Source organism: Streptomyces sp. NPDC026672 (assembly GCF_040638185.1).
Taxonomy (GTDB): Bacteria; Actinomycetota; Actinomycetes; order Streptomycetales; family Streptomycetaceae; genus Streptomyces.
On record NZ_JBEZXS010000019.1, the window covers coordinates 60,779 to 84,010 of the forward strand.

Consider the following 23,232-nt stretch of genomic DNA (forward strand, 5'->3'; position numbering starts at 1 on the left):
GGTTGCGTCAGCATTTCGGGATCATGTCGGCGGGGACAACGACGTCGGTCCAATCGATGGGCCGCTGTCCCGCCGGGCCGGCTCGGTCGCGGGATGGCCGCGCCGCCCCGGCCGTCAGTGGAAGACGGACTTCGGCTCCTGGTACCGGGCCAGGGCCTCGGGACCGAGTTCGCGGCCGATACCGCTGTGCTTGACACCGCCGAACGGCGCTCCCGGATCGGGGAGATAGCCGTTGATCCCGACGGAACCCGTGCGAAGGCGCCGCGCGACCGCGTGCGCGCGTTCCGGCGCCGCACTCCACACGGTCCCCGCAAGGCCGTAGGGCGAGTCGTTCGCGAGTCGGACCGCCTGGTCCTCGTCGTCGTACGGGATGACACACAGCACGGGTCCGAAGACCTCCTCCTGTGCCACGCGGCTGTTGTTGTCGACGTCGGCGAAGACGGTGGGCTCGACGAACCACCCCTTGTCCAGGCCCGCCGGCCGGCCCCCGCCCACGACGAGCCGTGCGCCGTCGGTCCGGGCCTGGCGGATGGCCCCCTCGACTCGTTCGCGCTGGGCGTGGCTGACCACGGGGCCGACCTGAGTCTCCGCCTCCAGTGCGTTCCCGACACGCAGCGACGAGGCGAGCTCGGCGAAGGTGTCCACGACCTCTCCGTACCGGGAGCGCGGTGCCAGGATGCGGGTACTGAGGAAACACGTCTGGCCGTTGTTCAACAGCGTGGCCTGGAAGAGCCGTTCGCCCATGACCGTCAGGTCCAGATCGGCGTCGTCCAGGATGACCGCGGCGGACTTCCCGCCCAACTCGAGGGTGAGCGGCCGCAGAAGCGGCGCACAGATCCCGGCGATGTGTCGGCCGACCGCGGTGGAACCCGTGAAGGCGACCTTGTCGACACCGGGATGACCCACCAGGTAGGCGGCCGTGTCGGCCGAGGCCGGCAGGAGGTTGAGGACGCCGGGCGGCAGACCGGCCTCCTCGGCGGCGTCCATGAGAGGGAACGCGTCGAGGAGCGTGTTGGGCGAGGGCTTGAGGATCACTGTGCAGCCTGCGGCCAGCGCGGGCGCGTACTTGGTGGCGGCCAGGCTCTGGGGAAAGTTCGACGGCGGTATCGCGGCCACCACGCCGATGGGCTCCCTGCGCACCGTGGTGGTGCCGGCGACCAGATGGGGGCGGGTCTCCTCCAGCGCCGCGGAACCCGCGAGGTGCGCGTAGTATCGGACGATCGCCCCGGCCAGTCCCGACTCCAGTTGCCGGGACACCGCGACGGGCATTCCGTTCTGCGACGAGACGGCACGGGCGATGAGTTCACCCCTGCGCTGCAAGGCGTCGGCCAGGCGGTCGAGGACGGCGCCCCGCCGACGCGGCTCCCACTGAGCCCACCCGTCGGGTGCGTCGAAGGCCGCCCGCGCCGCTCCGACGGCGGCGTCCACGTCCGCCGGCCCGCCGAGCGCGACGGTGCCCAGCGACTCCTCCGTACTGGCGGACAACAAGGTGACGTGCTCCGGCCGACGGCCGGAGTCCACGGGCGAGGTCCAGCGTCCGCCGAGGTACAGCGACTCCGTTTTGTTGACCACAGGTTCTTCTCCTGAGAACAGCGGACGCGGCATTGCGCCCGTGTGGCACCGACGGCGTCCCGTGCCGTCGGGCGCGCGTCGAATCACCATCGGGGCGGGCGCCGAGCGGAACAAGGTCATCGGTTCACTGTCCGGACCGCTGGGCTTCCGCTCGGACACGGGCGTGAGCAGGCTGAAACTGCCGTCTCCCACCGGGCAAGTGAAGGAAAGACAGTGAACGCCATGGCTTCCACAGCACGTACGACATCCCCGGCCGACGCTTCTCCGGTCGCCGTCGGCACACATGACGAGGGATGGGCGGTGGAACGGGCGGCATGGCTTCTGGCGGCCAGGCGCCGGCGGATACTGCTGGATCCCCTGTCCGATCGGGAACCGCTCCGTCTCGACGACGCCTATCGGATCCAGCGCGAGGTGCACGCGGCCCGGCTGCGGGAGGGCGAGAAGCCCGCCGGCTTCAAGCTCGGGTACACCTCGAAACCGATGCGGGAACAGATGGGTGTCGCCACGCCCAACTACGGGCCGCTCACCGATCGGATGCTGCTGCCCAACGACAGTGCCACGGATCCCGACCTGCTCCAGCCGCGTGTCGAGCCCGAGGTCGGGCTCGTGCTGGGGCGACGGCTCGCCGGGCGTGTCACCCGCCACGAGGCACTGACAGCGGTCAAATACGCCGTGGCCTGCCTGGAAGTGGTCGATTCCCTCTGGGCCGACTACCGCTTCACGGCCGAGGACAACACGGCGGACGGTTCATCGGCGGCGCAGGTCGTCGTCGGCCCGTTGCTTCCGGTCCTTCCGCACGGTCTGGCGCACACCGGTGTCGTCCTGTACCGCAACGGAGTGCTGACGTCGAGTTCGGCGGCCGCCGCCGCGTCCGGCAACCCGATCGACTCCCTCGTGTGGCTGGTACACCGGCTCCACGAGGAGGGCACCGGACTGGAGGCGGGCATGCTGGTCATCACCGGTGGGCTGACCACAGCGGTGGAGCTGGCTCCTGGTGACGTGGTGGAAGCGGACTTCAGCCCCGGACACCGGGTCGGTGTCCGGCGGTCCGCGCAAACCCGTAACGCCAGGCGCGCAGAGAACTGAGCTCCCGAGGTACGGTCGGCACCTCGCGGAGCACGACGGCATCGGTCACGGGCTGTCGCCGATGTCCGGCAACAGTTCCTCCGCCAACCGCTGGTGCCGGCGTGGCAGCGCTTGCAGCGTGGCGTGCCCGTTGACGGCACGGGCCAGCGTCAGGGACGCCTCGCGTACGACGGTCGCGAGACGAGGCAGGTTCATGCGGTACGAAGGACCGGTGATCGACAGGGCGACGACGGGCAGTCCCTCGGGATTGAGGACCGGCGCGGCGACGCACGACACCTCGGGATGGCCTTCCTCCCGGTCGAAGGCCACGCCGGTCTCACGGATGCGCTGGAGTTCCTTGCGGAACAGCCCGGGGTCGGTGATCGTACGCGGAGTGCGCCGGGGAAGTCCGGCCGCCAGGACACGTCGCACGACGGCTTCGGAGCTGAACGCGACGACGGCCTTTCCGAGACCACTGCAATAGGCGGGATAGCGTTCGCCGACACCCGACGGAGCACGGTAGCTCCGATGTCCGGTGATCTTCTCCAGGTACACGATCTCCGTGCCGTCGAGCACCGCCAGCTGCGCGATCTCGTGACTTATCTCGTAGAGGTCTTCCAGATAGGGAAGCGCGAGATTGCGCAGCAGCCGCGACACCTGCACGCTGTGCCCGAGCTCGAAGGTCCGGAACCCCAGACGGTAGCCGTAGGCGCCGCGATCCAGCAGCCTGCGCTCGACGAGTTCGGTGGCGAGCCGGTGGACCGTGGGCTTCTTGATCCCCGTGCGCCGCGCCAGCTCGCTGAGCCCCACTTCACCCGGCTCCGCGGCCACCGCGTCCAGGATGGCCATCACACGCCCGATGACGGACCGGTCCTCGTCGCTGTCGTTGACCCGCATCGATGTCTCCTCCTGGGGCCGTGCGCAGGCACGGCCCCTGCGTGTCCCCCCGCTCGGCGGTCCGAGGCGGCACCTGATGGCCGAGCGGAGTCGCCCGAGCATAAGTGCTGCGAGAGGGCTGTGCCACAGGCCGTGGGACGGAAACGGAATAGATCTTCGCGGCAGGTGATCACAGCCCGAGCAGGCGCGCCGCATTTCCCCATCGGACGGACTCGATCGTCGCGGATCCCAACTGGGGGAAGTGTTCCAGGAGAGCCACCGGATCATGGTTCATGAACGGCTTGTCGGAACCCACCACGACGCGACCGGCGCCCACGCTGTCGATCAACAAATGCAACAGGGGAGCGGAGAAGACGAGCAGGTCGTAGAAAATCCTGCGCGCGTAGTCGGCCGGGTCGCGAGGCATGAGGACCCGGGCCCGCTCATAGTTCTTCGCGATGAAACGCAGCCTCGGCAGCAGACTCACCAATGAGCCGCCGCCATGGGACGCCAATACCTTCAGATCGCTGAAACGCTCCAGCACTCCTTCGGCGATCAGGCCGCCCATGGCCTGACCTATTTCGTTGGGAAAGGTGACACCATTGCCCGCCATTGGATCGGAGAAAGTACCGATGCCCGGGGGGTGGAACGCATGGACGAAGACCACAAGACCCAGCCGTGCGGCCTCGTCGAAGAAGTCGATGTAGCGCTTGTCGTGCAGCGCTACGCCTGCGATGTTGCTGCCGATCTCCACGCCCGGCAGCCCCAGAGCCGCGATCTGCGACAACTGCGCGCATGCCGTGTCCGGATCCTGCATCGGCGCGATGCCGAAACCACGGAAGGAATGCGGGAACTCCTTCACTCCGGCGGCGATCCACTCGTTCACGGAGGAGCAGTACTCGGCCGCCGCCCCGGCCCCGCCCCAGTAGGAGAAGAGTTCGGGCATGGGAGAGAGCACGTGCATGTGGTCTTCCGGCAGCTGCGCGGCGCGGTACTCGAGGTCGTAGGCTTCCCGGCCCACCGTACGGAAGACCCGGCCGGCGATCAGGACATCGGCCGCGTCGTCGGCCCGTTCGGCCAGCAGGGGCCAGCGGGCGTCATGGTCCGGCGCCGGAACACCGACCGGGACGACGTGAGTGTGCGTGTCGATGATCCTCATGCCCGGCTCCCCAGTGCGGCGACCTTGGTGGTGTCCGTGCCGATGGTGCCGGTACGGCGCGAGCCCCCCGGGTTGCCCACGGGTTCCGTACGGCCCGGAAGCGTCTCGGTGAAGAACGCGGCGTTGTCCCTCACCCACTCCGCGCTGGGTTCACCGCGCAGAGTGGATCCAATGGCCTCTACGGGGCACACCGTCTCGCAAGCGCCGCAGTCGATGCACTCACTGGGGTTGATGTAGAGTTTCCGGTCGCCTTCGTAGATGCAATCGACGGGGCATTCCTCGGTGCAGGACTTGTCCATCTCGTCGACACAGGACTCGCCGATGTAGAAAGGCACAGTGCTTCTCCCTGAATGTCCCGATGCGGCTCGGGAAAACGGTCATAGGGCATTGCGGGCGACAGTACGGAAACACGATGGCCGCCCTGCGTCACGGACGGTCGCAGCTCCACCGGCCACTCCTTCGTCGGCCCAAATCCACGGCCCACTTTCGGCGATGCCGTCGGGGAGCAGCAATTGCATCGGTCCAATCAGCTGTCCGCCCCGTTCGTCGAGGCACGGGGGCCCGAGCAGGATGGGTCCGTACACGACACATGAGATGCCCTGGGCAACGTTTCCCTCGATGTGCCGACCGCATCGCCGAGGGAGGGGCACTTCACCGGAAGCGGCGTTAGCGTGGACGTGTCGGCATGAGCCGAGCACCATGGAAGTGCGAGGGCGGCGTGGGTATCAACGGCATACCGGTCACCAGCCTGCCGGAGGGATCGCGCAGACAGCGGGACCTGGCTGTCGCCTCGGCACTTCTGGACCTGGCCGGCCAGGTGCCCGCAACCACGTACACCGCTTACCTACCGGTGGCGGAAGGATCCGCACTGGGAATCGCCATGGCGGTGGACACGCCGTGCGCATTCACGGTTCCCTCGGAACTGGACGTCGACGACATGCGGCTGCCGACGGCAAGGGCGTACCGGCACGGTGATCTGGTCGTGGCCGAGGCGGCCGAGCTGCGAGAACTGACCCGCCAGGTGCCGGCGCTCTTTCTGCACAATCCCTTCCCCATGTCAGTGGCCTCCGTCGCTCTCGTCTCGGGAGGCCGGACCTTCGGATGCCTCAGCGTGCACTGGTCCCGCACCCGGATCCGGAACGCGGCGGTCGACCCGGGGGAGTTGCGGCACCTGCGGCGCGTGGCCCGGAAACTCGCGGACGAGCTGCTCGTCCTCGCCGAGACGGGATCGCCGATGGAGGCGCCTCCCATCCCGGTGTTCATTCCGCCGGACCCGACGGCCTTGCCCATGAACGGTGCTGGATCCGGCCCCGACCGGCTCTCGCACCGCTTCACCAGCACCACGTTCCTCTACCAGCTCAAGCGTCTGTCCACGGAGCTGGCGGCCGCGGCCCACGTCCGTGACGTCCTCGCCGCTGCCCAGGAACAGATCATGGTGCCTCTCGGCGCCAGTGCGCTGATGCTCTGCCGTGTCAGTGAAGGGCGCCTTCGAGTCGTCGGGGCCACGGGATTCTCCCGTGACGAAGTCGGCCGTGTGGACGGCACCCCGCTGTCCTGCGCCACACCTGAGACCGACGCCGTGACCGGCGTCGAGGCGTCGCTGCGACGTTCGGACGATCAGTCCGACGTACCGGGTGGCTCCCGTGCCGCCCGTGCCGCGGACGATCGGACACGCGCCTATGTGCCTCTGATCGCCAACGGCAGGGCGGTCGGGTGCTGTGTCATGGAGTTCCCGAAGGAATGGCACCGTGTCCCGGCCGACGAGGACATGGCTCTGGTCAGCCTCATGCTGGGGCAGATCGGACAGGCACTGGAGCGGATCTGGACCCATGAGCTGGAGCACGGTTTCGCCCGGAGCATGCAGCAGAGCCTGCTGCCGCCGACCCTGCCGCTCCGGCCGGAAACCGTGGTGACGACCCGGTACCTTCCCGCGACCGAAGGTGCCGCGGTCGGCGGGGACTGGTACGACGTCATTCCCCTCCCCGACGGCGGGATCGGGCTGGCCATCGGGGACGTCGAGGGGCACAGCGTGGAGGCCGCCGGGATGATGGGACACCTGCGCAGCGCCGTCCTGGCCTATGCCACCGAGGGCCATGAACCGAAGAGTGTCCTTGAACGCATCGACCGGTTGCTCCGGGTACTGGGCGCCTCCCGATTCGTGACGTGCTGCTGCCTCTGGCTCGACACGACCACGGGACTCGCCAGGATCGCCGCGGCCGGGCATCCACCACCGCTGTTCAGCCCCGCGCCGGGCAGGGTGGCACAGCTCGACGTGCCGGTCGGCCCGCCGCTGGGACTCGGCGACGGCCATCACTACGAACAACGGGAGGTCACCTTGACCCCCGGCGGTGTTGTCGCCCTGTACACGGACGGCCTTCTGGACGTCCGCACGTACGGCCCCGACAAGGCACTCGCGCGGCTGGTGGAACGACTGGCCGGCGGGAGGCGCGAGAACATGGACACGCTCGCCGATGACCTGGTCAGCGAGCGCCGGTGCCAGGAGACACTGGACGACGACCTGGCCCTCCTGCTGATGAGGTATGACGGCGTTCGGAGCGGGGAGCAACAGGACGTCGCCCGGCTGTCCGTCCAGCGCTACGACCTCCAGGCCGTTGCCTCGACCCGTCATCGTGTGCGGGAACTGCTCGAACGCTGGAGCTTCGAGTCGCTCGTGGACGATCTCCAGTTGGTGCTGTCCGAGGTGGTCACCAACGCCCTGATCCACGCGCAGAGCGATGTCGACGTCCGCTTGCGCCGCCATCTTCGAGGTGTCCGCGTCGAGGTGCAGGACAACAGCCCCCAACCGCCGGTCCCCACCGCGGTCATCGCGGACGAGGCCGTGAACGCGGCATCCGAGTCCGGGCGTGGCCTGCTCATCGTGGACGCACTGGCCACGGCGTGGGGAAGCTCACCGACGGGCCGCGGGAAGACCACTTGGATCGAACTGTCCCTCCCGGAGCACCGCTGATGAAGGAGAGACAACACATTGCCCCGCACGTGAAGATGCTGCCGCGCCCGGCCGGTGACCGGGCGGCGAGCCGGCCCGCCGTGGCGCCCAGTGCCGTGCTCAGCCCTTGGGGGAGTTCTGGATTGCCCGGGCGCAGGCAGTTGAGGCATGTTGCTTGTTCACACCCAGGCCCACGAAGGCCCCGAGACATGCTTTCACGTCCTTGTTCTCCGCTGTGACCACGCAAATCTTGGTCACCTTGGGCCCGACGACATATCCCTGCCCGGCGAGATAGTCGGTGCACCCCTTCGCTGTGGCTTGTGCCGGACCAGCCATCAGTAAGGGGGTGACGGAAGCAATCGCCGCCAGAATCGGCAGCCAGATCTTGCGCCTCATATCGGTCCTCCAACGGTCTCGGTGTGACTCTTCGGGCATCGAGCTTGGCACGCGGGGGTGTGCCTTGTCGTTGACCTCCGGTGGCGGACACTTTGACGCTCCGTCTCCGAACGCGAGGGCCGCCGCCGAGGAACGAACACGGTGACGGCGAACACCAGCCACGACCAGGGCTACTTCGACCCGGGCCCGCTGTCAGTCCGGGCGTGGGCGTGGCGGTGGTCGGTCGGTGTCATGCCGTACTGGGTGTGGAAGGCTCGGGTGAAGGCGGCGTGGTGAAGGAAGCCCCAGCGTGCCGCGATACGGCCGACGGGGACGGCCAGTTGGGCAGGGTCGGCCAGGTCGCGTCGGGCGCCTTCCAGACGCTGGTGACGAATGTGGGCGGAGACGCTGGTGTCCTGGGCGGTCCGGAAGAGGCGGTGCAGGTGGCTGACGGAGATGTGGTGCGCCGCGGCGATGGCCGCGGGGGTCAGTTCGGGGTCGTGAAGGTGCCTACGGATGTGGGAGCGGATACGCAGGAGCAGTGTCCGCCGGGCGGTCTCGGCCGGGAGGGCGTCCTCGTCGTCGAGGTGGTGGGCGAGGACGGCGGAGAAGAGGTCCACCAGGACGGTCTCCAGCCGCGCCCCGTCCTGGGCACGGTGGGAGATGTCTTCGGAGCCGAGCTGGGTGAGGAACGAGACGAGGAGCCGGCCGAGGCCCTGACGAGTGGTCAGTGGGCGTGTGACCAGGTTTGCCGCGGGCAGGGGCAGGAGGGCTTTGGGGATCTCGAGCCCGATGCCGGTGAACGGGCCGGGGGCCTGGCACTCGAAGGGCCGTGAGCTGTCGACGAAGTACAGATCACCGGGACCGTGGACGTTGGCTGTGCCGGACTGTTCGATCTCGACGGTGCCGGTGACGGTCAGGGTGAGGTGGTAGAGCTCCGGGTCCGACTGACGGATGAGCCTGGGGGTCCGGGAGAACCGCATGGGCGACATGCCCGCCGGCCAAACGGTCGCTCCACCGAACTGGAGCAGACGCGCATAGGCGTCGAATCGGTCGGCGTAGTCACTGGTGACATCCATCGGGGCGAGCGTCGACACCATGAAGTCGTGCCAGTAGTCGAACCGTTCCTCCACCGCGACATCGGCGGTACTGAACACCCTCTCGACCATGCCACTCCTTGGGACTCCGACAGGCTGCCATGTCCTGGACGCACCAAGAAACAGTAAAGGGCCTGTCCCGCGGGCGGCTACGCCCAGGGCCATCGCCGAGACCAGCTCCGGCTGTCCGGCCCCACGCACACGCCCGTGGCCAACGCCTTCAGCCATGGCTGTCGTTCCGTCACCGCGCCGCGGAGCTCGTCGATTCCGTGAACGAGCACGACTTGCGGATGCGCGGTCACTACCAGTGCGGCACGAGACCGGTGGCGGACAGGCCGATCCGGCCGGCACGTTCCAGGTCGATCAGCCCGCCGAGCAGTCCAAGGACGGCCCGTGGCGGTCCTTCGAGTAGGAGGCTCGTTTCGCGGCCGAGCCGCGTGCGGACCCCACCGTCTCGCAGCTCCAGAAGCCGAGCGTCTTCAGGGCCCGGCTCGAGTGCCAGGAGGGCGCGGGCTGTCGAGCAGCACTGACCATAGGTCCGCATGTGCTCAGGGCACGGCGACGTGTAACCCTTTCCATCACTTGGTGGAAAAAAACAACTAGCCGTGTCTATTCTTCAACCATGACTCGCGCGTCGCCGAAGCCGATGCTGCTCGGTGCTCTCCTGCCGGCTTCACTCCTGATCAACCTCGACACCACCCTCGCTGCCGCCTTCCTGTCCGCCCAGCCACTGCGGCAGCCCAGGGTGCAAGACACCCCAAGCCGTCGAGAGCGGGACAGGGCGGCTGTCGGCCAGTCCCTGTGACCGGCTGCCCTGCGCCTTCCGAGTGTCAGGAATGCCGACTTCCTTCTTGAAGGGATCACTTCCATGCCCAGCCCGGGCCCATCCAACCCGTTGCAGCGATACCTCGCGCTCGCCGCGACGATCTCCGCGGTCGCCATGACGTTCATCGATCAGACCATCGTGTCGATCGCAGCACCCCGGATCCAGGCTGAACTCCACTTGAGCGGGACCGACGTGCAATGGGCCGTCAACGCCTACTTGCTGGCACTGGCCGCCTTCTTCTCGTTCGGTGGCCGGCTTGCCGACACCGTCGGGCATAGGCGCATGCTGGCCGTCGGCGTGGTCGTGTTCGCCGTCGCCTCCGCGTTGTGCGGACTGACCCCCGCGGGGTCAGCCGCCGAAACTTGGCTGGTCATCTTCCGCGCGTTGCAGGGCGTAGGTGGAGCGCTCATGTATCCGGCAGCGCTGGCCATCGTGGTCAGCACCTACGCGCATCACGAACGTGGCCGTGGGCTTGCCCTCTTCTTCGGCATCGCGGGCGCACTGACCGCGATCGGCCCGATCCTCGGTGGCTTCCTGACGCAGTGGACCTGGCGGGCCATCTTCTGGGTCAACGTCCCGGTCGCCCTCGTCGCGCTGCTGCTCATCGCCCTTGCCCGGCCGCGGACAACGCACCGGCCGGCTCCGATGGACTACGGGGGGCTGGTGAGCATCGTGAGCGGCATAGGTCTGAGCGTCTTCGGGTTCCAGCAGGCGAACGTGTGGGGATGGCGGTCTGCGGGAACCTGGCTCTGCATCGCGGCCGGCGTTGCGCTGCTGGCCTTGTTCGTCCGGGTGGAGATGCGCAGCACATCACCTCTGCTGGACATCGGGCTGTTCCGGGACCGGACCTTCCTGGTGCAGAACATCATCCTGCTCGTGGCGATGGCCGCCTTCCTGCCCACGTTCTTCTTCACGAGCGTCTACGCAGAGGCCGCGCTCGGAATGAACGCCTCGCGGGCCGGCCTGGAGCTGCTCTACTTCTTCCTCGGATTCGTGGTCGCAGCGCAGCTCGGCGGTCGGATGCTCGACCGGGTGGGGGCCAAACGGCCGGTGGTGCTGGGCAGTGCCCTGGCTTCGGTCGGCTTTTTCCTCTGGGCCGGCAGGGTGACCGCCCTGGACGAGGGCGCGATCGTCTGGTGCGTGGTGATGGCCGGCGCCGGCATGGGTCTGATGCTCGGCCAGTCCAACACCGATGCCCTCAACCGGGTGCCGGAGACCTCCTACGGCGAGGCAACAGGCGTCACCCAGACCGTCCGCAACTACGGCGCGAGCCTGGGCTTGGCAGTCCTCGGCCCTCTCTTCTCCGCTGCTCTGCAGTCCCGGCTGACGGCTGGGCTGACCGCTCAGGGTCTGCCGCACGACGTGGCGAGCAGAGAGGCCGCCGGGATCGCGCGCCTTGACCCGGGCGCCGGTGGCAGCGGTGCCGCCGTCCCGCACTTCGTGCGGCTCGCGTTCGCCGAGGCGACCCGGCCGGTCATGTACGGCATGGCGGCGGTCATGGCCGTGGCCTGTGCGATCGCGCTCCTGGGCCTGCGCACGGGATCGAAGACCGAACGACTGCCCACCGCAGCAGGAAAGCGATCCACGGGCGTACGGCCGGCAGGGGCGTGAGACCTGGCGCAGCGACTGCACACCTTCACGTCACCAAGTGATCGCTCTTAGGCATAGCTCCTTGAAGGAGGAACATCATGAAAATTCTGGTGGTAGGCGCGGGCGCTGTCGGCGGCTGCATAGGTGGCCGACTGGTGAGTGCCGGCCGGCAGGTCGACTTCCTGGTCCGCCCCGGGCGCGCCGCCCAGCTACGCGAATCCGGCCTGCGCATCGTCGATGGCGAACAGGTCGAGACGATCGACGTCAACTGTCTCACGGCCGACGCCCTGACCGGGCCCTACGACCTCATCCTGCTGTGCGTGAAGCCCGAAGCGCTGCCCCCGGTTCTGGACGACCTCGCGCCCGCCATCGGACATGGAACAGCGGTGGTGCCCTTCCTCAACGGCATGCACCATGTGGACCTGCTCACCGAGCGATACGGAGAAGCCGTCCTCGGTGGCGTGGTGAAGATCGTCACGCAGCTCGACGGGAATGGCGACATCCACCAGCTGCTGCCAGGCGGTCAGATCCATCTCGGCGAAATCGACGGCGTCGTCTCCCAACGGGTGGAAGCGGCCGCAAAGGCCCTGTCCATACCGGGCTTCGACGTCACTGTGCTGGAAGACATCGTCGACGCCATGTGGTCCAAGTGGGTAATGATCGCGACGATCGGAGCAGTCACCTCGCTGGTCCGCGGCACGATCAGCGACGCCGCTGCTGTCGAGGACGGGGCCGCCTTCGCGACCAGCACCCTCGACGAGGCGGCGTCGATCGCTGCGGCGGCGCGACACCCGCTGAGTGAGAGCGACTACACCGGCTACCGCGAACTGGTCACCGCTGCCGTCCCCCTCACCTCGTCGCTGTCGCGTGAACTCCTCGCGGGCCGGCCCACCGAAGTGGAGAACGTCCTCGGTGACTTGATCCACCGCGGTCGCACATTCGGCTTGTCAACTCCCCGCCTCGAGGCCGCGGCTCTGACCCTGCGAGCGCACAACGCCCAGGTGGGCATCGCCTGAAACCTGACGGCCTGTGACCGAGCCAGGCCCCTGCCCAGGATCTTCGATGACGCCGTGCTCGCCGTCTCCGGGCATGGCCGGCCTGCCCTCCTGGAGCCTGTTCCCGTTCCCCGTCCGGCTGCTGCCGGCGGCCGCGCATCGCGTGAGCCGCGGCCGGCCGAGCGCCGCCCGACCTGTCTTTCACAGGCCGCAGGCAGTGCGCCCCTTACCACAAACGTGATCCTTTTCCATGAGAGGAATGCCCCATGCTGGGCACATTTGCTGAGGTTGTACATCGCAGGGCGAAACTCGTGCTGGTCTTGTGTGCCGTCGCGCTCATCGGCATGGGCGTGCTGGGAGTCAGCGCCTTCGGCCGGCTCACAGCCGGCGGCTTCGATGCGGAAGGCGCGCAGTCCACTCGCGCCACAAAAATCGTCGACGACACCTTCGGCGGCCCGCCCGATCTCATCCTGCTGGTCAAGGCGCGCAGCGGCAGCGTCGATTCGCCTGCCGCAGCGGCGTCCGGAGCTGCCCTTGCGGCCGATCTCGCCGACGAGACCGGCGTGCGCAACGTCACCTCGTACTGGCAGACCCACAACGCGGCACTGAAGTCGAAGGACGGCACCTCCGCCGAGATCGTCGCCAATGTGGATGCGGACGACAACACGCTGATCGACCACCTCACGCAGACCTATGCACGCGACACCAACACCGTCACCGTGCAGGCCGGAGGAGGGGCGGTGGTCAACCGCACCGTCAATTCCCATGTCAGAGAAGACCTTGCCCGAGCCGAGGCCATAGCCATCCCGCTCACGCTGCTCCTGCTGGTCCTGGTATTCGGTGGCTTCGTGGCAGCCTTGCTGCCGCTGGCGGTGGGGCTGGTCGCGATCCTCGGCACCTTCGCCGAGCTCTCGCTTCTCGGCCGCATCACCGACGTGGCGGTCTACGCCATCAATCTGACAACCGCCCTCGCCCTGGCGCTCGGTGTCGACTACGCCCTGCTGATGGTGGCACGCTTCCGCGAGCTCGCCGCACAGGGAGTGGACTCCCGCACTGCTGTCGTGACCACCGTGAAGACCGCGGGCCGCACCATCCTTTTCTCCGCGGCGACCGTGATTGCCGCGCTTGCTTCGCTGCTGATGTTCCCGCTGTACTTCCTGCGCTCGTTTGCCTACGCGGGCATCGGCGTGGCCACCATCGCTGCCGCGGCGGCTCTGATCCTGATGCCCGCACTGCTCACTGTGCTCGGCCCACGTGTTGAGGCGGGTCGCCTGCCGTGGTCGCAGAGGCACCGCAGCAGCGAGGCCCCGTTCTGGGGCCGGCTGGCCGGCGCGGTGACGCGCCGCCCGCTGATCGCCCTCGCCCCGCTGGCGCTCCTGGTGCTGATGGCGAGCCCACTGGCGCACGCCGTGTTCGGCACTCCCGACGAAGGAGTGCTGCCCGCCTCAGCCCCCTCACGACAGATCTCCGACGAGCTGCGTACCGACTTCGACGGCAACCAGGCGGCCACGCTGCAGGTCGTTGTCCAGGGCGACCCCGCCACACTGCCCGACCGGATCGGGGAGCTGCCCCACGTGGTCCGTGTCACCGGCCGCACCGCCGAGGACACCCACCTCGTCACCGTGTCCACCGACCTGGCCGGCCACTCGACGGCCGCCCAGCACCTGGTCGGCGACATCCGGGCGCTGCCTGCCCCACACGATGCCACCGTCCTCGTGACCGGCGACGCCGCACGGCTCGTCGACACCAACCACGCGATTAGCAGCCGCCTCCCCTACGTCGCGGGTCTCGTGGGGCTCACCACACTGATCGTGCTGTTCCTGTTCACCGGCAGCCTCGCCCAGCCGATCCGCGCACTGATCCTCAACGCGCTCGGCATCTCCGCGTCCCTCGGCGCGATGGTATGGATCTTCCAGGACGGACACCTCTCCTCGTGGTTCGGCTTCACCCCACGGCCGATGGACACCGCGATGACAATGGCGCTCTTCTGCATCGCGTTCGGGCTGTCAATGGACTACGAAGTGTTCCTCACCAGCCGCATCAAGGAACTCCGTGACGCTGGCGCCGACAACGTCCGGGCGGTGACCGAGGGACTCGCGCGCACCGGGCGGATCGTGTCAGCCGCGGCCGGCCTTCTCGCGGTCAGCTTCTTCGCCTTCGGTACGGCATCGGTGAGCTTCCTTCAGATGTTCGGCCTCGGCTGCGGGCTGGCCATCCTCCTCGACGCCCTCTTGATCCGCGGCATTCTCGTCCCGGCCGCGATGCGGCTCCTCGGACGGCACGCCTGGACCGCCCCCCGCCTCATGCGCCGCCTCCACGACCGCGTGGGGCTCACCGAATCCGAGGAGGGCATCGGCCTCACTTCCGTCGGATGACCACGACCGAAGTCCGCAGGGGCCGGCACATCCCCTCCCCGCCGGCCCCAGCGCGGTAACTCAGCCGGGACAGATCGAAACCTGTTGCGGCGGCGCCTGCCACGGGTGGCCCGTCAGGCGGTGGCCACCTGTTCCGTAGGCACCGAAGTGGTCGTGGGCGACTTTCACGATCTCGGCGGCATGACCTTCGTCCCGCAAGGTGTCACCAGCGCCTACTTCTGTCACCCGATTCTCCCTGGCCTGGCGGAATCGACCGTCCTCTTTGGCCAGGCAGGGAACGAGCCGTGCATCCGGTCCGCGGTCAACATGTACCAGACCTCCTCGGTGGTCTTCCTGGCCGAGAGGCTCGGTCACGCCGACCGCGTCGCCGAGGCCGAAGCTGCGACCCTTGCTCGGCGTCCGGTAGGAGTGGCGACTCGTCACGGCTTGTCGCTGGACCGATGCGTGACTGCTGGCGTCAGCGGGTCCGCCCCAGCGGCGATATCCGTGAGCGCGCGCGCCGCTCTGCATTGGGACGACGACGGCCTCGGCTTCCAGCACCTCAGGGCGGTATCGCAGCCGTCGCGGTCGGCCTCGGACCAGTGCCGGAACAGGTCACGGCCGAATGCCGAAGGGCCCCAAAACGCCGGCGTCGATACGCAACGACTCGAGGAGGGTCGCGGCGTTGTCGAACGTGAAGACGTCGGCGCCCGCCAGCTTGCCGACGTACCGGTTGGCGACCGGCTCGGCCGCCGTCTGCGCCACCGCGTCGAGGTAGGTCTTGAAGATGGCCCAGGCGTTCCCGCCGGGCCCGTATTCCTGGAAGTACGGCGTGGGATCCACCGACTTGATGGCGGATCGGACGCCGGCCTCCAGCTCGGTCATGTACTCCTTCTGCAACTCACCGTCGGCCCGGAGCCCGAGTCGGCCGAGATGACCTCCGACCAAGGTGGTCCACGGATAGGAGAGTGCCACGTCGTGCGCCTTGATCCAGGCGGGGACGTCCTGGGAGACGGCTAGGTTCTTGAACGGGACCCATCCGGGGAAGAGCACGTCCACAAGCATCAAGGTCTTGTAGGCAGGAGCGTAGACATAGATGTTGTCCGGCGCGTGATTCGGCCCGTGGTACGCCAGTTCCAGCTGCTCGCCGCCCACGGAGAGGGTGTACCGGTTCTCGAAGGTCACCCTCGGTGCCGGCCGGTTGGGGTCATCGGCGCGCAACAGCAGCTCGCGGTTCACCTTGTGCCCGATGCGAACGACCTCATCGCCGAACAGGGCGGACGCTCCCACATGGTCGGCGTGCGCATGCGAATGGACGAGGTGTGTCACCTTGCTGGGCCTCCCGTTGGCTCTCGTGACGTCCTTGATGGCGCGCAGGAGGTTGTTGCCGATGGTCGGCGGGGCGTCGACGAGTACCACGCCGTCCCGGGTGCTGAGGAACATTGCCTGATAGAAGGCGTCGGTCACCCAGTACAGGTTCCCCTTGATCCGGCCGACGTAGTAGCCGTCCGTGTTGAGCGAAGGGCCCATGGATCCTGCCGGCACCGGCGCGAAGCCGGGCAGCCTGGAAGCGTCGGCCGCATGAGCATCACCGGCTAGCGGACCCAGCACAGTAGCGGCGGCGGGAGCCGCAGCAGCAGCCGACGCGCGCTTCAGGAAACTACGCCGGTTCGCGCCGGTGGATCGCGAGCCAGTGGGCTTGGACGTCATTCGTCCTCCTGTGAAATCGGGAGTTGCTGCACGACGAGGGCACGGCCAGGCCACCGTGCCCCGTCGGCACGGCTCAGGACTGACCAACTCGGTTGAACGATAAACGATTACGGTTGAATCGTAAACTACTTGGCTGGTTCTCCGCCCTATGCGCCGTCGATCGTCGCGTAGGCGCGGACAGGGAACGAACCGAGCCCTTGCGCCCGCACGGGTGCGGCGGTGAGCCGGACACCGGTGGCGGGCAACAGGTCCAAGCCGGTCAAGTTCTCGATGATCGGGATCCCGGCACCCAGCAGCGTCACATGCGCGGCCCAGTCCACGCGGCCGGTGGCCTCGATGTCATCGATGAGGACCGCGTCGATCCCCACGATCGCCGCACCGGCGTCGCGCAGGTGCTCTGCTGCCTTCCGCCCGACGAACGGCGAGCCCGCTGCGTAGGCCGGGGTGTTCCAGTACGCGCTGTACCCGGTGTGCGCCAGCACGGCGTGCCCGGCGACATCAACGCCGGCGAAGTCCTCGGGAAGGTATTCGCGACGCCCCTCGGGGGCGGGGACGATGACCACCGGCACGTCGATGAGCCCTTCCAACGACAGCGACGCGATGTCCCCACCTTTGGAGGAGAAATGCCGTGCACTGTCGATGTAGGTGCCGCTGCCCGCGGTGAACCCGACGTATTCGATGACGTACTCCTGGCCCTCCGCGGTGTTCGCCACCGACTCCCCGAAGGGGATGAGCTGGGACATGACGGGGACGGGGAACCCGGGGAACGTCTGCATGCCGGCGGTGAACTCGTGGCTGAGCTCGACGAACCGACGAGAGTTGTTCGGCATCTCACAACCTCCTGGAAGACCTGCGGTTGCGAGCGGCAGCCATCCGGGGGCGGTGCGTGACTGTAGAGGATCCCGTCCCGAGGCGCCAGACCTTGTGCGGGCAGGACTACCGGTGCCGGCGGTACTCCGACGGCAGGCTTCCAAACTCCCGCTTGAACGCCCGAGTGAACGTTGTCGCGTCGGTAAAGCCGCAGGTCGCGGCGATCTCGGCGATGGAGGACCGCGCCAGGAACGGGTCCGCGAGACATTCCCGGGCGCGCCGCAGCCGCTCGACGCGGATCGTCTCGGCGGGTGAGCCGATCGGCCGCATCGCCGTAGCGAGTGTGCGGACCGAGACACCGACGGCGCGCGCGACCGAGTCGGGAGTGAGCCGCGGGTCGTCGGCGTGCGCGCGGATGTGGGCCATCGCCGCCGCGGCCAGAGTTTCGTGTGGGGTGCTCGTCACGGAGTCGTCGGTGGCCCGCAGGAAGGTGCAGCGGACGAGGTCGAGGATCGCACCGGCGAACGCATCCGACTCGTGGAAGGCCAGGTCGTCGCCCGTGCTCAACGGCTGCTCGGCAACGGCGACGAGCGCACGCAACGCGGCGAGGTCGGTGCTGATCGGCCGGGTGCGCATCTCGCTGACAGGCACCGGCAGCTTCCCCACGACCGAGCGCGGCATCGTCAGGACCAGATGGCGCGAGCTCGTCTCGGCGGTCACGAGGTACTCGGTGATCGGGTCGCACAACGTCGCCGATCCAGCCGGCAGCTGCACCGACCTCTCGTGGCTGTGCACCCCGGCCGTCCCCGCGAGCTGCACGAGCAGCAGCACGTCGTTCGACGGCGACTGCCGCACCAGCCGGGCGCTGCGCGTCAACTCGTTCGGCTCCACCCGGATGTCGGCCACGTGGATGCCGCGCTCCAACTGCGCGTGCCGCACGTCGGCCCGGAAGCCGGGGGCCGCACGGGTCGGCGTGAGCGGGTAGCAGAAGCGTTTGACGGTGTCCGACCACTCGTCCGTATTGGTCGCTGTCAGCATCTCCACCCTTCGCAGACTACTGAGCGGGTGTGGCCGAAAACCAGCCTCCCGACAGCACTCACACAGATCGCTGATCGGCGTTCCCGGCCACACGATCGGCGTTCCCGGCGAGATTCGCTCCGGCCAGGTGAAGGCGACCCCTCGACCCCTTGGAAGGGCGCCCCCGCACGGGTGAACCTCTCTCCACGAGCGGCCCGTCCACCCTGTCCGACCCCCGAAAGAGGTGCCAGTCATGGCCCCGCCACCAATGTGCGGATCACTCACGTGGAGAGCCGGATGACCGGCGAGCAGCATGTCGTCGAGGCGCGCTCGTTCGACCACGTCCCCGAGAGCGAACGCACCGGCACTGTCGCACGGCAGTTCCAATTCTGGTTCATGGTCAACGCGACGCTGATCACCGCGTTCACCGGCGCCGTCGGACCGCTGTTCCACCTCGGCCTGCCGGCCACACTGATCGCGGTCGTCTCCGGTTCGGTCTTCGGCACGCTCTTCCAGGCCTTCCACGGTGCTCAGGGGCCGCGGATGGGTCTGCCACAGATGATCCAGAGCCGGGTGCAGTTCGGCTCGCGCGGCGCGGTGATCCCGATCGGTGTCGCCACCGTCGTCTACTTCGGGTTCAGCATCTTCTACCTGCAGACGGGCGCGACATCGGTCGTCACGCTCGCGGGCGGCGACACACACGTCCTGGAGATCGTCCTCGGCGTGGTCGCCACGCTGCTGGCGATCGTCGGCTACTCGCTGATCCTGCGCACGCAGAGCCTGCTCGCATGGGTGACGGTGGCCAACCTGGTCGCTCTGACGGTCGCCGCCGTCACGCAGTTGCCCGTCGGCAGGCTGATGCACGACGGCTCGTGGACGCTCACCGGCTTCCTCGCCCAGTTCGGCGCCGCGGCCGGCTACCAGATCGCCATCGCGCCACTCGTGTCGGACTACACCCGGTACCTGCCGTCGAGGACCCGGTCCGCGGCGGTGTCCGGCGCTGTCTTCTTCGGGACGTTGCTCTCGGCGGTCTGGATCGAGTTCCTCGGTGCGGCGGTGGCGTTGTCCTACCCCGACCTCGACGTGATCTCCGGCATCGGCCGCCTCGGTGACCGTTTCGGAAGTTGGCTCGGGACGACGACGCTGGTCGTCTCGGCGCTGACCTGCGTCGTCACGGGTGCTGTGGCCCTCTACAGCGGCGCCGTGTCGTTCCTTAGCACGCTTGAGGCATTCCGGCCGCTGCGCTCCACAGCGCTGCTGCGGACGGTCACCCTGACCGTCGCCGGTGCCGCGGTGATCGTCGCCGGGCTCGCGCTGCCCGATGACATCCTGGCCACCTTCTCGGTGTTCCTGGTCCTGCTGGGCTACCTGTTGATCCCGTGGACCGCGATCAACCTGACCGACTACTACCTGGTGCGCCGCGGCCGCTACTCCATCACCGACATCGTCCGGTCGGACGGCGGAATGTACGGCCCCTGGAACGTCCGAGGGATGACGAGCTACATCGTCGGGCTCGCCACGATGGTCCCGTTCTTCAGCACCTCGCTCTACACCGGTCCGGCCGCGGCGGCGCTGCACGGCGCCGACATCGCGTTCGCGATCGGTCTGGCGGTCTCCTCGACCTGCTACGTGCTGCTCATGCGCAGCCACAACCTCGACGCGGAGTTCCTTCTGGTACAGCGGGCTCCCGTCAACACCCTTGACCCCGAACCCGACAAGAACACGGAGGCTGTTGATGCCTGACGAGAGCACGACGCTGCGCCTGGTCTGGCCCCAGTGGCAGGGGGCGGAGCCGGAAATCGTCGCCGAGTTGACGCCCGAGCTGCCGTTCGACGAGGCCCGCCGTGGCTACACCGTCGGCACGGCCGTGCTCTCCGCGCTGCTGCCACCGCACGACGGACCGACTGCCGTCGTCCCGGTCCGGATGGACGACGGGGGCCTCGACCTGGAGGACGGGATCTCGGCGAAGGCGACTGTCGTGGAGCAGTTGGGCGCCGCGCTCGCGATCCTCGACGAGCACCGGCCCGAGCGCGTCGTGACGCTCGGCGGGGAATGCTCGGTGAGCGTAGCCCCGTTCGCAGAGCTTGCCCGCCGCTACGGCGACGACCTGGCGGTCCTGTGGGTCGACTCGCACCCGGATGTAAGCGTTCCGGCGAGTGAGTACGACGGTTACCACGCGATGGCGCTCGCCGCGCTGACCGGCCACGGCGCACCCGAGATCGTCGACCGGCTGCCCGCGACCGTGGACCCGTCCCGGGCCGCGCTCGTCGGCATGCACGTGCCGACCTTCTCCGACGACCTGGACAACGTCGCCGCCTGGGGTATCAGTACGTTCCCGCCCGACACCCTGCGGACGACGAGCGAGTCGCTGCTGGATTGGTTGCGGGCCACGGGGTGCGGCAAGGTCGCACTGCACCTCGATGTCGATGTCGTGGACAGCGAGGAGATCGTCCTCGGACTCGGCATGGAGCCGGGAGGGCTGCGGACCACCGAGGTGAAGCGGATCCTCTCCGACGTCTCGGCCGTGGCCGACGTCGTCGCGCTGACCGTCGCGGAGTACATCCCGCGGCAGGTCATCCGGACGTTGTCGTTTCTGCGTGGCCTTCCGATGCTGGACGGCAAGCCCGCGGCGGATTGAGCCCCTGCCCGGACAGGCGGAGCGACAGCCCTTTTCATAGGCGGAGTGTCGCTGGATCCGCGTTCTTTCCAAGGTGTTCCAACGGAGAAACCCTCACGGAAAAGGTACAGACATGGCCTTCATAGATCCCGCGAATCTCGCGAGTCTCTCAGATCGAGCGAACGCCGATCCTGAGTTCAGGCAGGCAGGCCGCTACTGGACGGGCATCGTCCAGGTGGCGATCGGCGAGGAATCGTTTGTCATCAAGGTCGTTGACGGAGTCGTGCAGTCCCAGCACGGTCCCGCTGACGCCAACGACTGGCCCGTGGCGCTCAACTACGACATCCGGCTCAGCGCACCGGTCGAGGAATGGGAGAAGTTCTTTGACCCGGATCCCGAGCTCTTCTACCACGAACTCTTCGCGGCGGTCACCCGGCAGTTCATCTCCTTGGGCGGCGACATAGGGATGTGGTACGCGTACTACGCCGCTGTCCGACGCCTCATCAATCTGTTGCGCGAAGCCAACCATGCAAAGGCGGAAGTCTGATGAGTAGGACAAGCTCTGTCGTCGGGCGCTACATCTACCTCGACGTCGACGGCCAGGAGTACCGGGTCTACTACGAGGAGGCCGGCAGCGGGATCCCCGTGCTCATGCAGCACACGGCCGGCGCGGACGGCCGCCAGTGGCGCCATCAGCTTGAGGACCCGGAACTCACCAGGGACTTCCGCCTGATCGCCTACGACCTGCCTTTCCACGGGAAGTCGCTGCCCCCGACGGACTCCCGGTGGTGGGAGGAGGAGTACCGCCTCACCCAGGACTTCTTCACGAAGTTCATCGTCGCCATGAGCCACGCCCTGGAGCTGGACAACCCCGTGTACCTGGGCTGCTCGGTAGGCGGCACGCTCGCACCGGTGCTCGCCCTGCACTACCCCGACGAGTTCCGCGCCGTCATCGGCTGCGAATCCACCGCCAAGATGCCCGGATTCTTCGTCGACTACTGGGACCACCCCCGCATCAGCAACGAGGGGAAGGGGGCCATGATGCTCGGCATCCAGTCGCCCAAGGTGCCCGAGGTCAACACCCGCGAGAACGACTACCTGTTCCGTCAGTGCGAGCTGCGCGTGCTCAAGGGCGACCTCTACTACTACAGCATCGAGCACGACCTCACCGAAACGGCGGGGGACATCGACACTTCGCGGATCCCCGTCTACATCCTCAACGGTGAATGGGACCTCGCCACCCCGGCCGCCGAGGGCCGCGCGATCGCGGAGAAGATCCCCGGGGCGAAGTTCACCGAGCTCAAGGGCCTCGGCCACTTCCCGATGAACGAGGACCCCGAGCTGTTCAAGTCCTACCTCGTTCCCGTCCTGGAGGAGATCAAGGCGAAGGCGAGTGTGGGCTCACTGCGGTAACGCCCCTCGACGAAGTCGAGTCAGCTCGTTCCGGTGTCCGGATCGCAGGCCGTTGCCGGACCGGAAGGTGCTGTGCGGGATCCTGTACGTGCTGCACACCGGGATCCCGTAGGAGTACTTGCCGCAGGAGCTGGGTTTCGGTTCGGGCATGGCGTGCTGGCGCAGGCTGCGGAACTGGAACGGGGCGCGTGTCGGGCCGCGGCTGCACGGGGTCCTGCTCGCCGAGCTCAATGCGGCCTCGCGCCTGGACCGGTCCCGCTGCGTGGTCGACTCCTCCCACGTCCGAGCCCTAAAAAAGGGGGGGACCCACATGGGCCCCTCGCCGGTCGACCGCCGCCGGCCCGGCTCGAAGCACCACCTGATGACCGACGAACACGGTACCCCGCTCGCGGTCATCCTCACCGGAGGCAACCGCAACGACGTCAGCCAGCTGCTGCCCCATGCCCGACGCGATCCCACCGATGCGCGGCCGGGTCGGATGTCCCCGCCGCAAGCCCGACTCGCTGTTCGCCGACCGCGGCCATGACCACGACGTCTATCGCGACCAGGTCCGCGCCCGCGGCATCGTGCCTGCCATCGCACGCCGCAATACGCTGCACGGCACCGGACTGGGCACATACCGCTCGGTCGTAGAACGGAGCTCTGCGTGGCTGCACGGCTTCCGACGCCTTGGCGGGCGGGCTGGCGGGCTGGCTGCCAACGACCGTGGCTGACCCCAAGGGACGCGAAGAACCGCGCGAGCACCCCCGCTGGATCCACGGCGGAGCCGACGGTGCTCGCCGCCCCCGAGGGGCCGTTTCGCAGGGCGA

The 23,232-nt window shown here is 68.1% G+C and carries 20 protein-coding genes and 1 pseudogene; 11 read left to right on the forward strand and 10 right to left on the reverse strand.

The annotated features are described in order from the left end of the window. Positions 1 to 114: 114 nt before the first annotated feature. The gene (locus AB0F77_RS22490; protein ID WP_361951363.1) at positions 115 to 1,572 is read right to left on the reverse strand and encodes an aldehyde dehydrogenase; all 1,458 of its coding nucleotides are present in this window, start codon (positions 1,570 to 1,572) and stop codon (positions 115 to 117) included. A gap of 222 nt (positions 1,573 to 1,794) precedes the next feature. Here AB0F77_RS22490 and AB0F77_RS22495 point away from each other — a divergent pair, with 222 nt between their 5' ends. Beyond that, the gene (locus AB0F77_RS22495) at positions 1,795 to 2,658 is read left to right on the forward strand and encodes a fumarylacetoacetate hydrolase family protein (RefSeq protein WP_361951366.1); all 864 of its coding nucleotides are present in this window, start codon (positions 1,795 to 1,797) and stop codon (positions 2,656 to 2,658) included. 45 nt (positions 2,659 to 2,703) lie between these two features. Here the strand turns inward: AB0F77_RS22495 and AB0F77_RS22500 are convergent, their stop codons facing one another. The 3 genes from AB0F77_RS22500 to AB0F77_RS22510 all read right to left on the reverse strand — a co-directional run bounded on the left by AB0F77_RS22500 (position 2,704) and on the right by AB0F77_RS22510 (position 5,007). Beyond that, on the reverse strand, positions 2,704 to 3,534 hold the full coding sequence (locus AB0F77_RS22500; RefSeq protein ID WP_361951369.1) for an IclR family transcriptional regulator: 831 nt from the start codon (positions 3,532 to 3,534) through the stop codon (positions 2,704 to 2,706). A 169-nt stretch (positions 3,535 to 3,703) separates the two neighbouring features. After that, entirely contained in the window at positions 3,704 to 4,672 is a 969-nt protein-coding gene (locus tag AB0F77_RS22505; protein WP_361951372.1) for an amidohydrolase family protein, read from the reverse strand. Continuing rightward, on the reverse strand, positions 4,669 to 5,007 hold the full coding sequence (locus AB0F77_RS22510) for a 4Fe-4S binding protein (RefSeq protein WP_361951374.1): 339 nt from the start codon (positions 5,005 to 5,007) through the stop codon (positions 4,669 to 4,671). The genes AB0F77_RS22505 and AB0F77_RS22510 overlap by 4 nt, the downstream gene beginning before the upstream one ends. 350 nt (positions 5,008 to 5,357) lie before the next feature. Here AB0F77_RS22510 and AB0F77_RS22515 point away from each other — a divergent pair, with 350 nt between their 5' ends. Next, positions 5,358 to 7,640 (forward strand): SpoIIE family protein phosphatase, encoded by a 2,283-nt coding sequence (locus tag AB0F77_RS22515; protein WP_361951377.1) that lies wholly within the window; start codon positions 5,358 to 5,360, stop codon positions 7,638 to 7,640. A 99-nt stretch (positions 7,641 to 7,739) separates the two neighbouring features. On the opposite strand, the gene AB0F77_RS22520 is transcribed toward AB0F77_RS22515, so the two are convergent. Together AB0F77_RS22520 and AB0F77_RS22525 are read right to left on the reverse strand one after the other, a co-directional pair. Then, a complete protein-coding gene (locus tag AB0F77_RS22520) occupies positions 7,740 to 8,015 on the reverse strand; it encodes a hypothetical protein (protein ID WP_361951380.1) in 276 nt (91 codons plus the stop codon). A 170-nt stretch (positions 8,016 to 8,185) separates the two neighbouring features. Next, complete coding sequence (locus AB0F77_RS22525; RefSeq protein WP_361951383.1) at positions 8,186 to 9,163, reverse strand: helix-turn-helix domain-containing protein; 978 nt, start codon at positions 9,161 to 9,163, stop codon at positions 8,186 to 8,188. A gap of 550 nt (positions 9,164 to 9,713) precedes the next feature. Here AB0F77_RS22525 and AB0F77_RS22530 point away from each other — a divergent pair. The 4 genes from AB0F77_RS22530 to AB0F77_RS22545 all read left to right on the forward strand — a co-directional run bounded on the left by AB0F77_RS22530 (position 9,714) and on the right by AB0F77_RS22545 (position 14,877). Beyond that, positions 9,714 to 9,896, forward strand: coding sequence for a hypothetical protein (locus AB0F77_RS22530; protein ID WP_361951386.1), 183 nt, complete (start codon positions 9,714 to 9,716; stop codon positions 9,894 to 9,896). 63 nt (positions 9,897 to 9,959) lie between these two features. Beyond that, the gene (locus AB0F77_RS22535; protein ID WP_361951389.1) at positions 9,960 to 11,528 is read left to right on the forward strand and encodes an MFS transporter; all 1,569 of its coding nucleotides are present in this window, start codon (positions 9,960 to 9,962) and stop codon (positions 11,526 to 11,528) included. A 77-nt stretch (positions 11,529 to 11,605) separates the two neighbouring features. Continuing rightward, positions 11,606 to 12,523 (forward strand): 2-dehydropantoate 2-reductase, encoded by a 918-nt coding sequence (locus AB0F77_RS22540; RefSeq protein ID WP_361951392.1) that lies wholly within the window; start codon positions 11,606 to 11,608, stop codon positions 12,521 to 12,523. A 245-nt stretch (positions 12,524 to 12,768) separates the two neighbouring features. Further along, entirely contained in the window at positions 12,769 to 14,877 is a 2,109-nt protein-coding gene (locus AB0F77_RS22545; protein WP_361951395.1) for an MMPL family transporter, read from the forward strand. A 60-nt stretch (positions 14,878 to 14,937) separates the two neighbouring features. Here the strand turns inward: AB0F77_RS22545 and AB0F77_RS22550 are convergent, their stop codons facing one another. From AB0F77_RS22550 to AB0F77_RS22565, 4 genes are all read right to left on the reverse strand, one after another. Continuing rightward, positions 14,938 to 15,417, reverse strand: a complete 480-nt coding sequence (locus AB0F77_RS22550) for a hypothetical protein (protein ID WP_361951398.1) — start codon at positions 15,415 to 15,417, stop codon at positions 14,938 to 14,940. Positions 15,418 to 15,471: 54 nt separating this feature from the next. Continuing rightward, the gene (locus AB0F77_RS22555; RefSeq protein WP_361951400.1) at positions 15,472 to 16,566 is read right to left on the reverse strand and encodes an MBL fold metallo-hydrolase; all 1,095 of its coding nucleotides are present in this window, start codon (positions 16,564 to 16,566) and stop codon (positions 15,472 to 15,474) included. A gap of 146 nt (positions 16,567 to 16,712) precedes the next feature. Beyond that, a complete protein-coding gene (locus AB0F77_RS22560; protein ID WP_361951403.1) occupies positions 16,713 to 17,396 on the reverse strand; it encodes a cyclase family protein in 684 nt (227 codons plus the stop codon). A 106-nt stretch (positions 17,397 to 17,502) separates the two neighbouring features. Then, positions 17,503 to 18,414 carry a helix-turn-helix domain-containing protein gene (locus tag AB0F77_RS22565; protein WP_361951594.1) on the reverse strand — a complete coding sequence of 304 codons (912 nt, stop codon included), beginning with the start codon at positions 18,412 to 18,414 and terminating at the stop codon, positions 17,503 to 17,505. 276 nt (positions 18,415 to 18,690) lie between these two features. Here AB0F77_RS22565 and AB0F77_RS22570 point away from each other — a divergent pair, with 276 nt between their 5' ends. The 5 genes and pseudogenes from AB0F77_RS22570 to AB0F77_RS22590 form a co-directional block, all read left to right on the forward strand. Then, complete coding sequence (locus tag AB0F77_RS22570; RefSeq protein WP_361951406.1) at positions 18,691 to 20,136, forward strand: cytosine permease; 1,446 nt, start codon at positions 18,691 to 18,693, stop codon at positions 20,134 to 20,136. Further along, positions 20,129 to 21,031, forward strand: a complete 903-nt coding sequence (locus AB0F77_RS22575) for an arginase family protein (protein ID WP_361951409.1) — start codon at positions 20,129 to 20,131, stop codon at positions 21,029 to 21,031. The genes AB0F77_RS22570 and AB0F77_RS22575 overlap by 8 nt, the downstream gene beginning before the upstream one ends. A gap of 112 nt (positions 21,032 to 21,143) precedes the next feature. After that, complete coding sequence (locus AB0F77_RS22580; protein WP_361951412.1) at positions 21,144 to 21,557, forward strand: hypothetical protein; 414 nt, start codon at positions 21,144 to 21,146, stop codon at positions 21,555 to 21,557. Next, the gene (locus AB0F77_RS22585) at positions 21,557 to 22,423 is read left to right on the forward strand and encodes an alpha/beta hydrolase (protein ID WP_361951415.1); all 867 of its coding nucleotides are present in this window, start codon (positions 21,557 to 21,559) and stop codon (positions 22,421 to 22,423) included. Before AB0F77_RS22580 ends, AB0F77_RS22585 begins: the two co-directional genes overlap by 1 nt. Then, positions 22,404 to 23,094 (forward strand): annotated as a pseudogene (locus tag AB0F77_RS22590) (IS5 family transposase); the annotation flags it as partial. The gene AB0F77_RS22585 and the pseudogene AB0F77_RS22590, both read left to right, overlap by 20 nt. Between the last annotated feature and the right edge of the window lie 138 nt (positions 23,095 to 23,232).

Bases quoted from the DNA above. Each gene is read 5' to 3' on its own strand.
- AB0F77_RS22495 (WP_361951366.1), top strand. From the start codon at position 1,795: ATGGCTTCCACAGCACGTACGACATCCCCGGCCGACGCTTCTCCGGTC.
- AB0F77_RS22500 (WP_361951369.1), bottom strand. From the start codon at position 3,534: ATGCGGGTCAACGACAGCGACGAGGACCGGTCCGTCATCGGGCGTGTG.
- AB0F77_RS22505 (WP_361951372.1), bottom strand. From the start codon at position 4,672: ATGAGGATCATCGACACGCACACTCACGTCGTCCCGGTCGGTGTTCCG.
- AB0F77_RS22515 (WP_361951377.1), top strand. From the start codon at position 5,358: ATGAGCCGAGCACCATGGAAGTGCGAGGGCGGCGTGGGTATCAACGGC.
- AB0F77_RS22520 (WP_361951380.1), bottom strand. From the start codon at position 8,015: ATGAGGCGCAAGATCTGGCTGCCGATTCTGGCGGCGATTGCTTCCGTC.
- AB0F77_RS22525 (WP_361951383.1), bottom strand. From the start codon at position 9,163: ATGGTCGAGAGGGTGTTCAGTACCGCCGATGTCGCGGTGGAGGAACGG.
- AB0F77_RS22530 (WP_361951386.1), top strand. From the start codon at position 9,714: ATGACTCGCGCGTCGCCGAAGCCGATGCTGCTCGGTGCTCTCCTGCCG.
- AB0F77_RS22535 (WP_361951389.1), top strand. From the start codon at position 9,960: ATGCCCAGCCCGGGCCCATCCAACCCGTTGCAGCGATACCTCGCGCTC.
- AB0F77_RS22540 (WP_361951392.1), top strand. From the start codon at position 11,606: ATGAAAATTCTGGTGGTAGGCGCGGGCGCTGTCGGCGGCTGCATAGGT.
- AB0F77_RS22545 (WP_361951395.1), top strand. From the start codon at position 12,769: ATGCTGGGCACATTTGCTGAGGTTGTACATCGCAGGGCGAAACTCGTG.
- AB0F77_RS22555 (WP_361951400.1), bottom strand. From the start codon at position 16,566: ATGACGTCCAAGCCCACTGGCTCGCGATCCACCGGCGCGAACCGGCGT.
- AB0F77_RS22560 (WP_361951403.1), bottom strand. From the start codon at position 17,396: ATGCCGAACAACTCTCGTCGGTTCGTCGAGCTCAGCCACGAGTTCACC.
- AB0F77_RS22565 (WP_361951594.1), bottom strand. From the start codon at position 18,414: ATGCTGACAGCGACCAATACGGACGAGTGGTCGGACACCGTCAAACGC.
- AB0F77_RS22570 (WP_361951406.1), top strand. From the start codon at position 18,691: ATGACCGGCGAGCAGCATGTCGTCGAGGCGCGCTCGTTCGACCACGTC.
- AB0F77_RS22575 (WP_361951409.1), top strand. From the start codon at position 20,129: ATGCCTGACGAGAGCACGACGCTGCGCCTGGTCTGGCCCCAGTGGCAG.
- AB0F77_RS22580 (WP_361951412.1), top strand. From the start codon at position 21,144: ATGGCCTTCATAGATCCCGCGAATCTCGCGAGTCTCTCAGATCGAGCG.
- AB0F77_RS22585 (WP_361951415.1), top strand. From the start codon at position 21,557: ATGAGTAGGACAAGCTCTGTCGTCGGGCGCTACATCTACCTCGACGTC.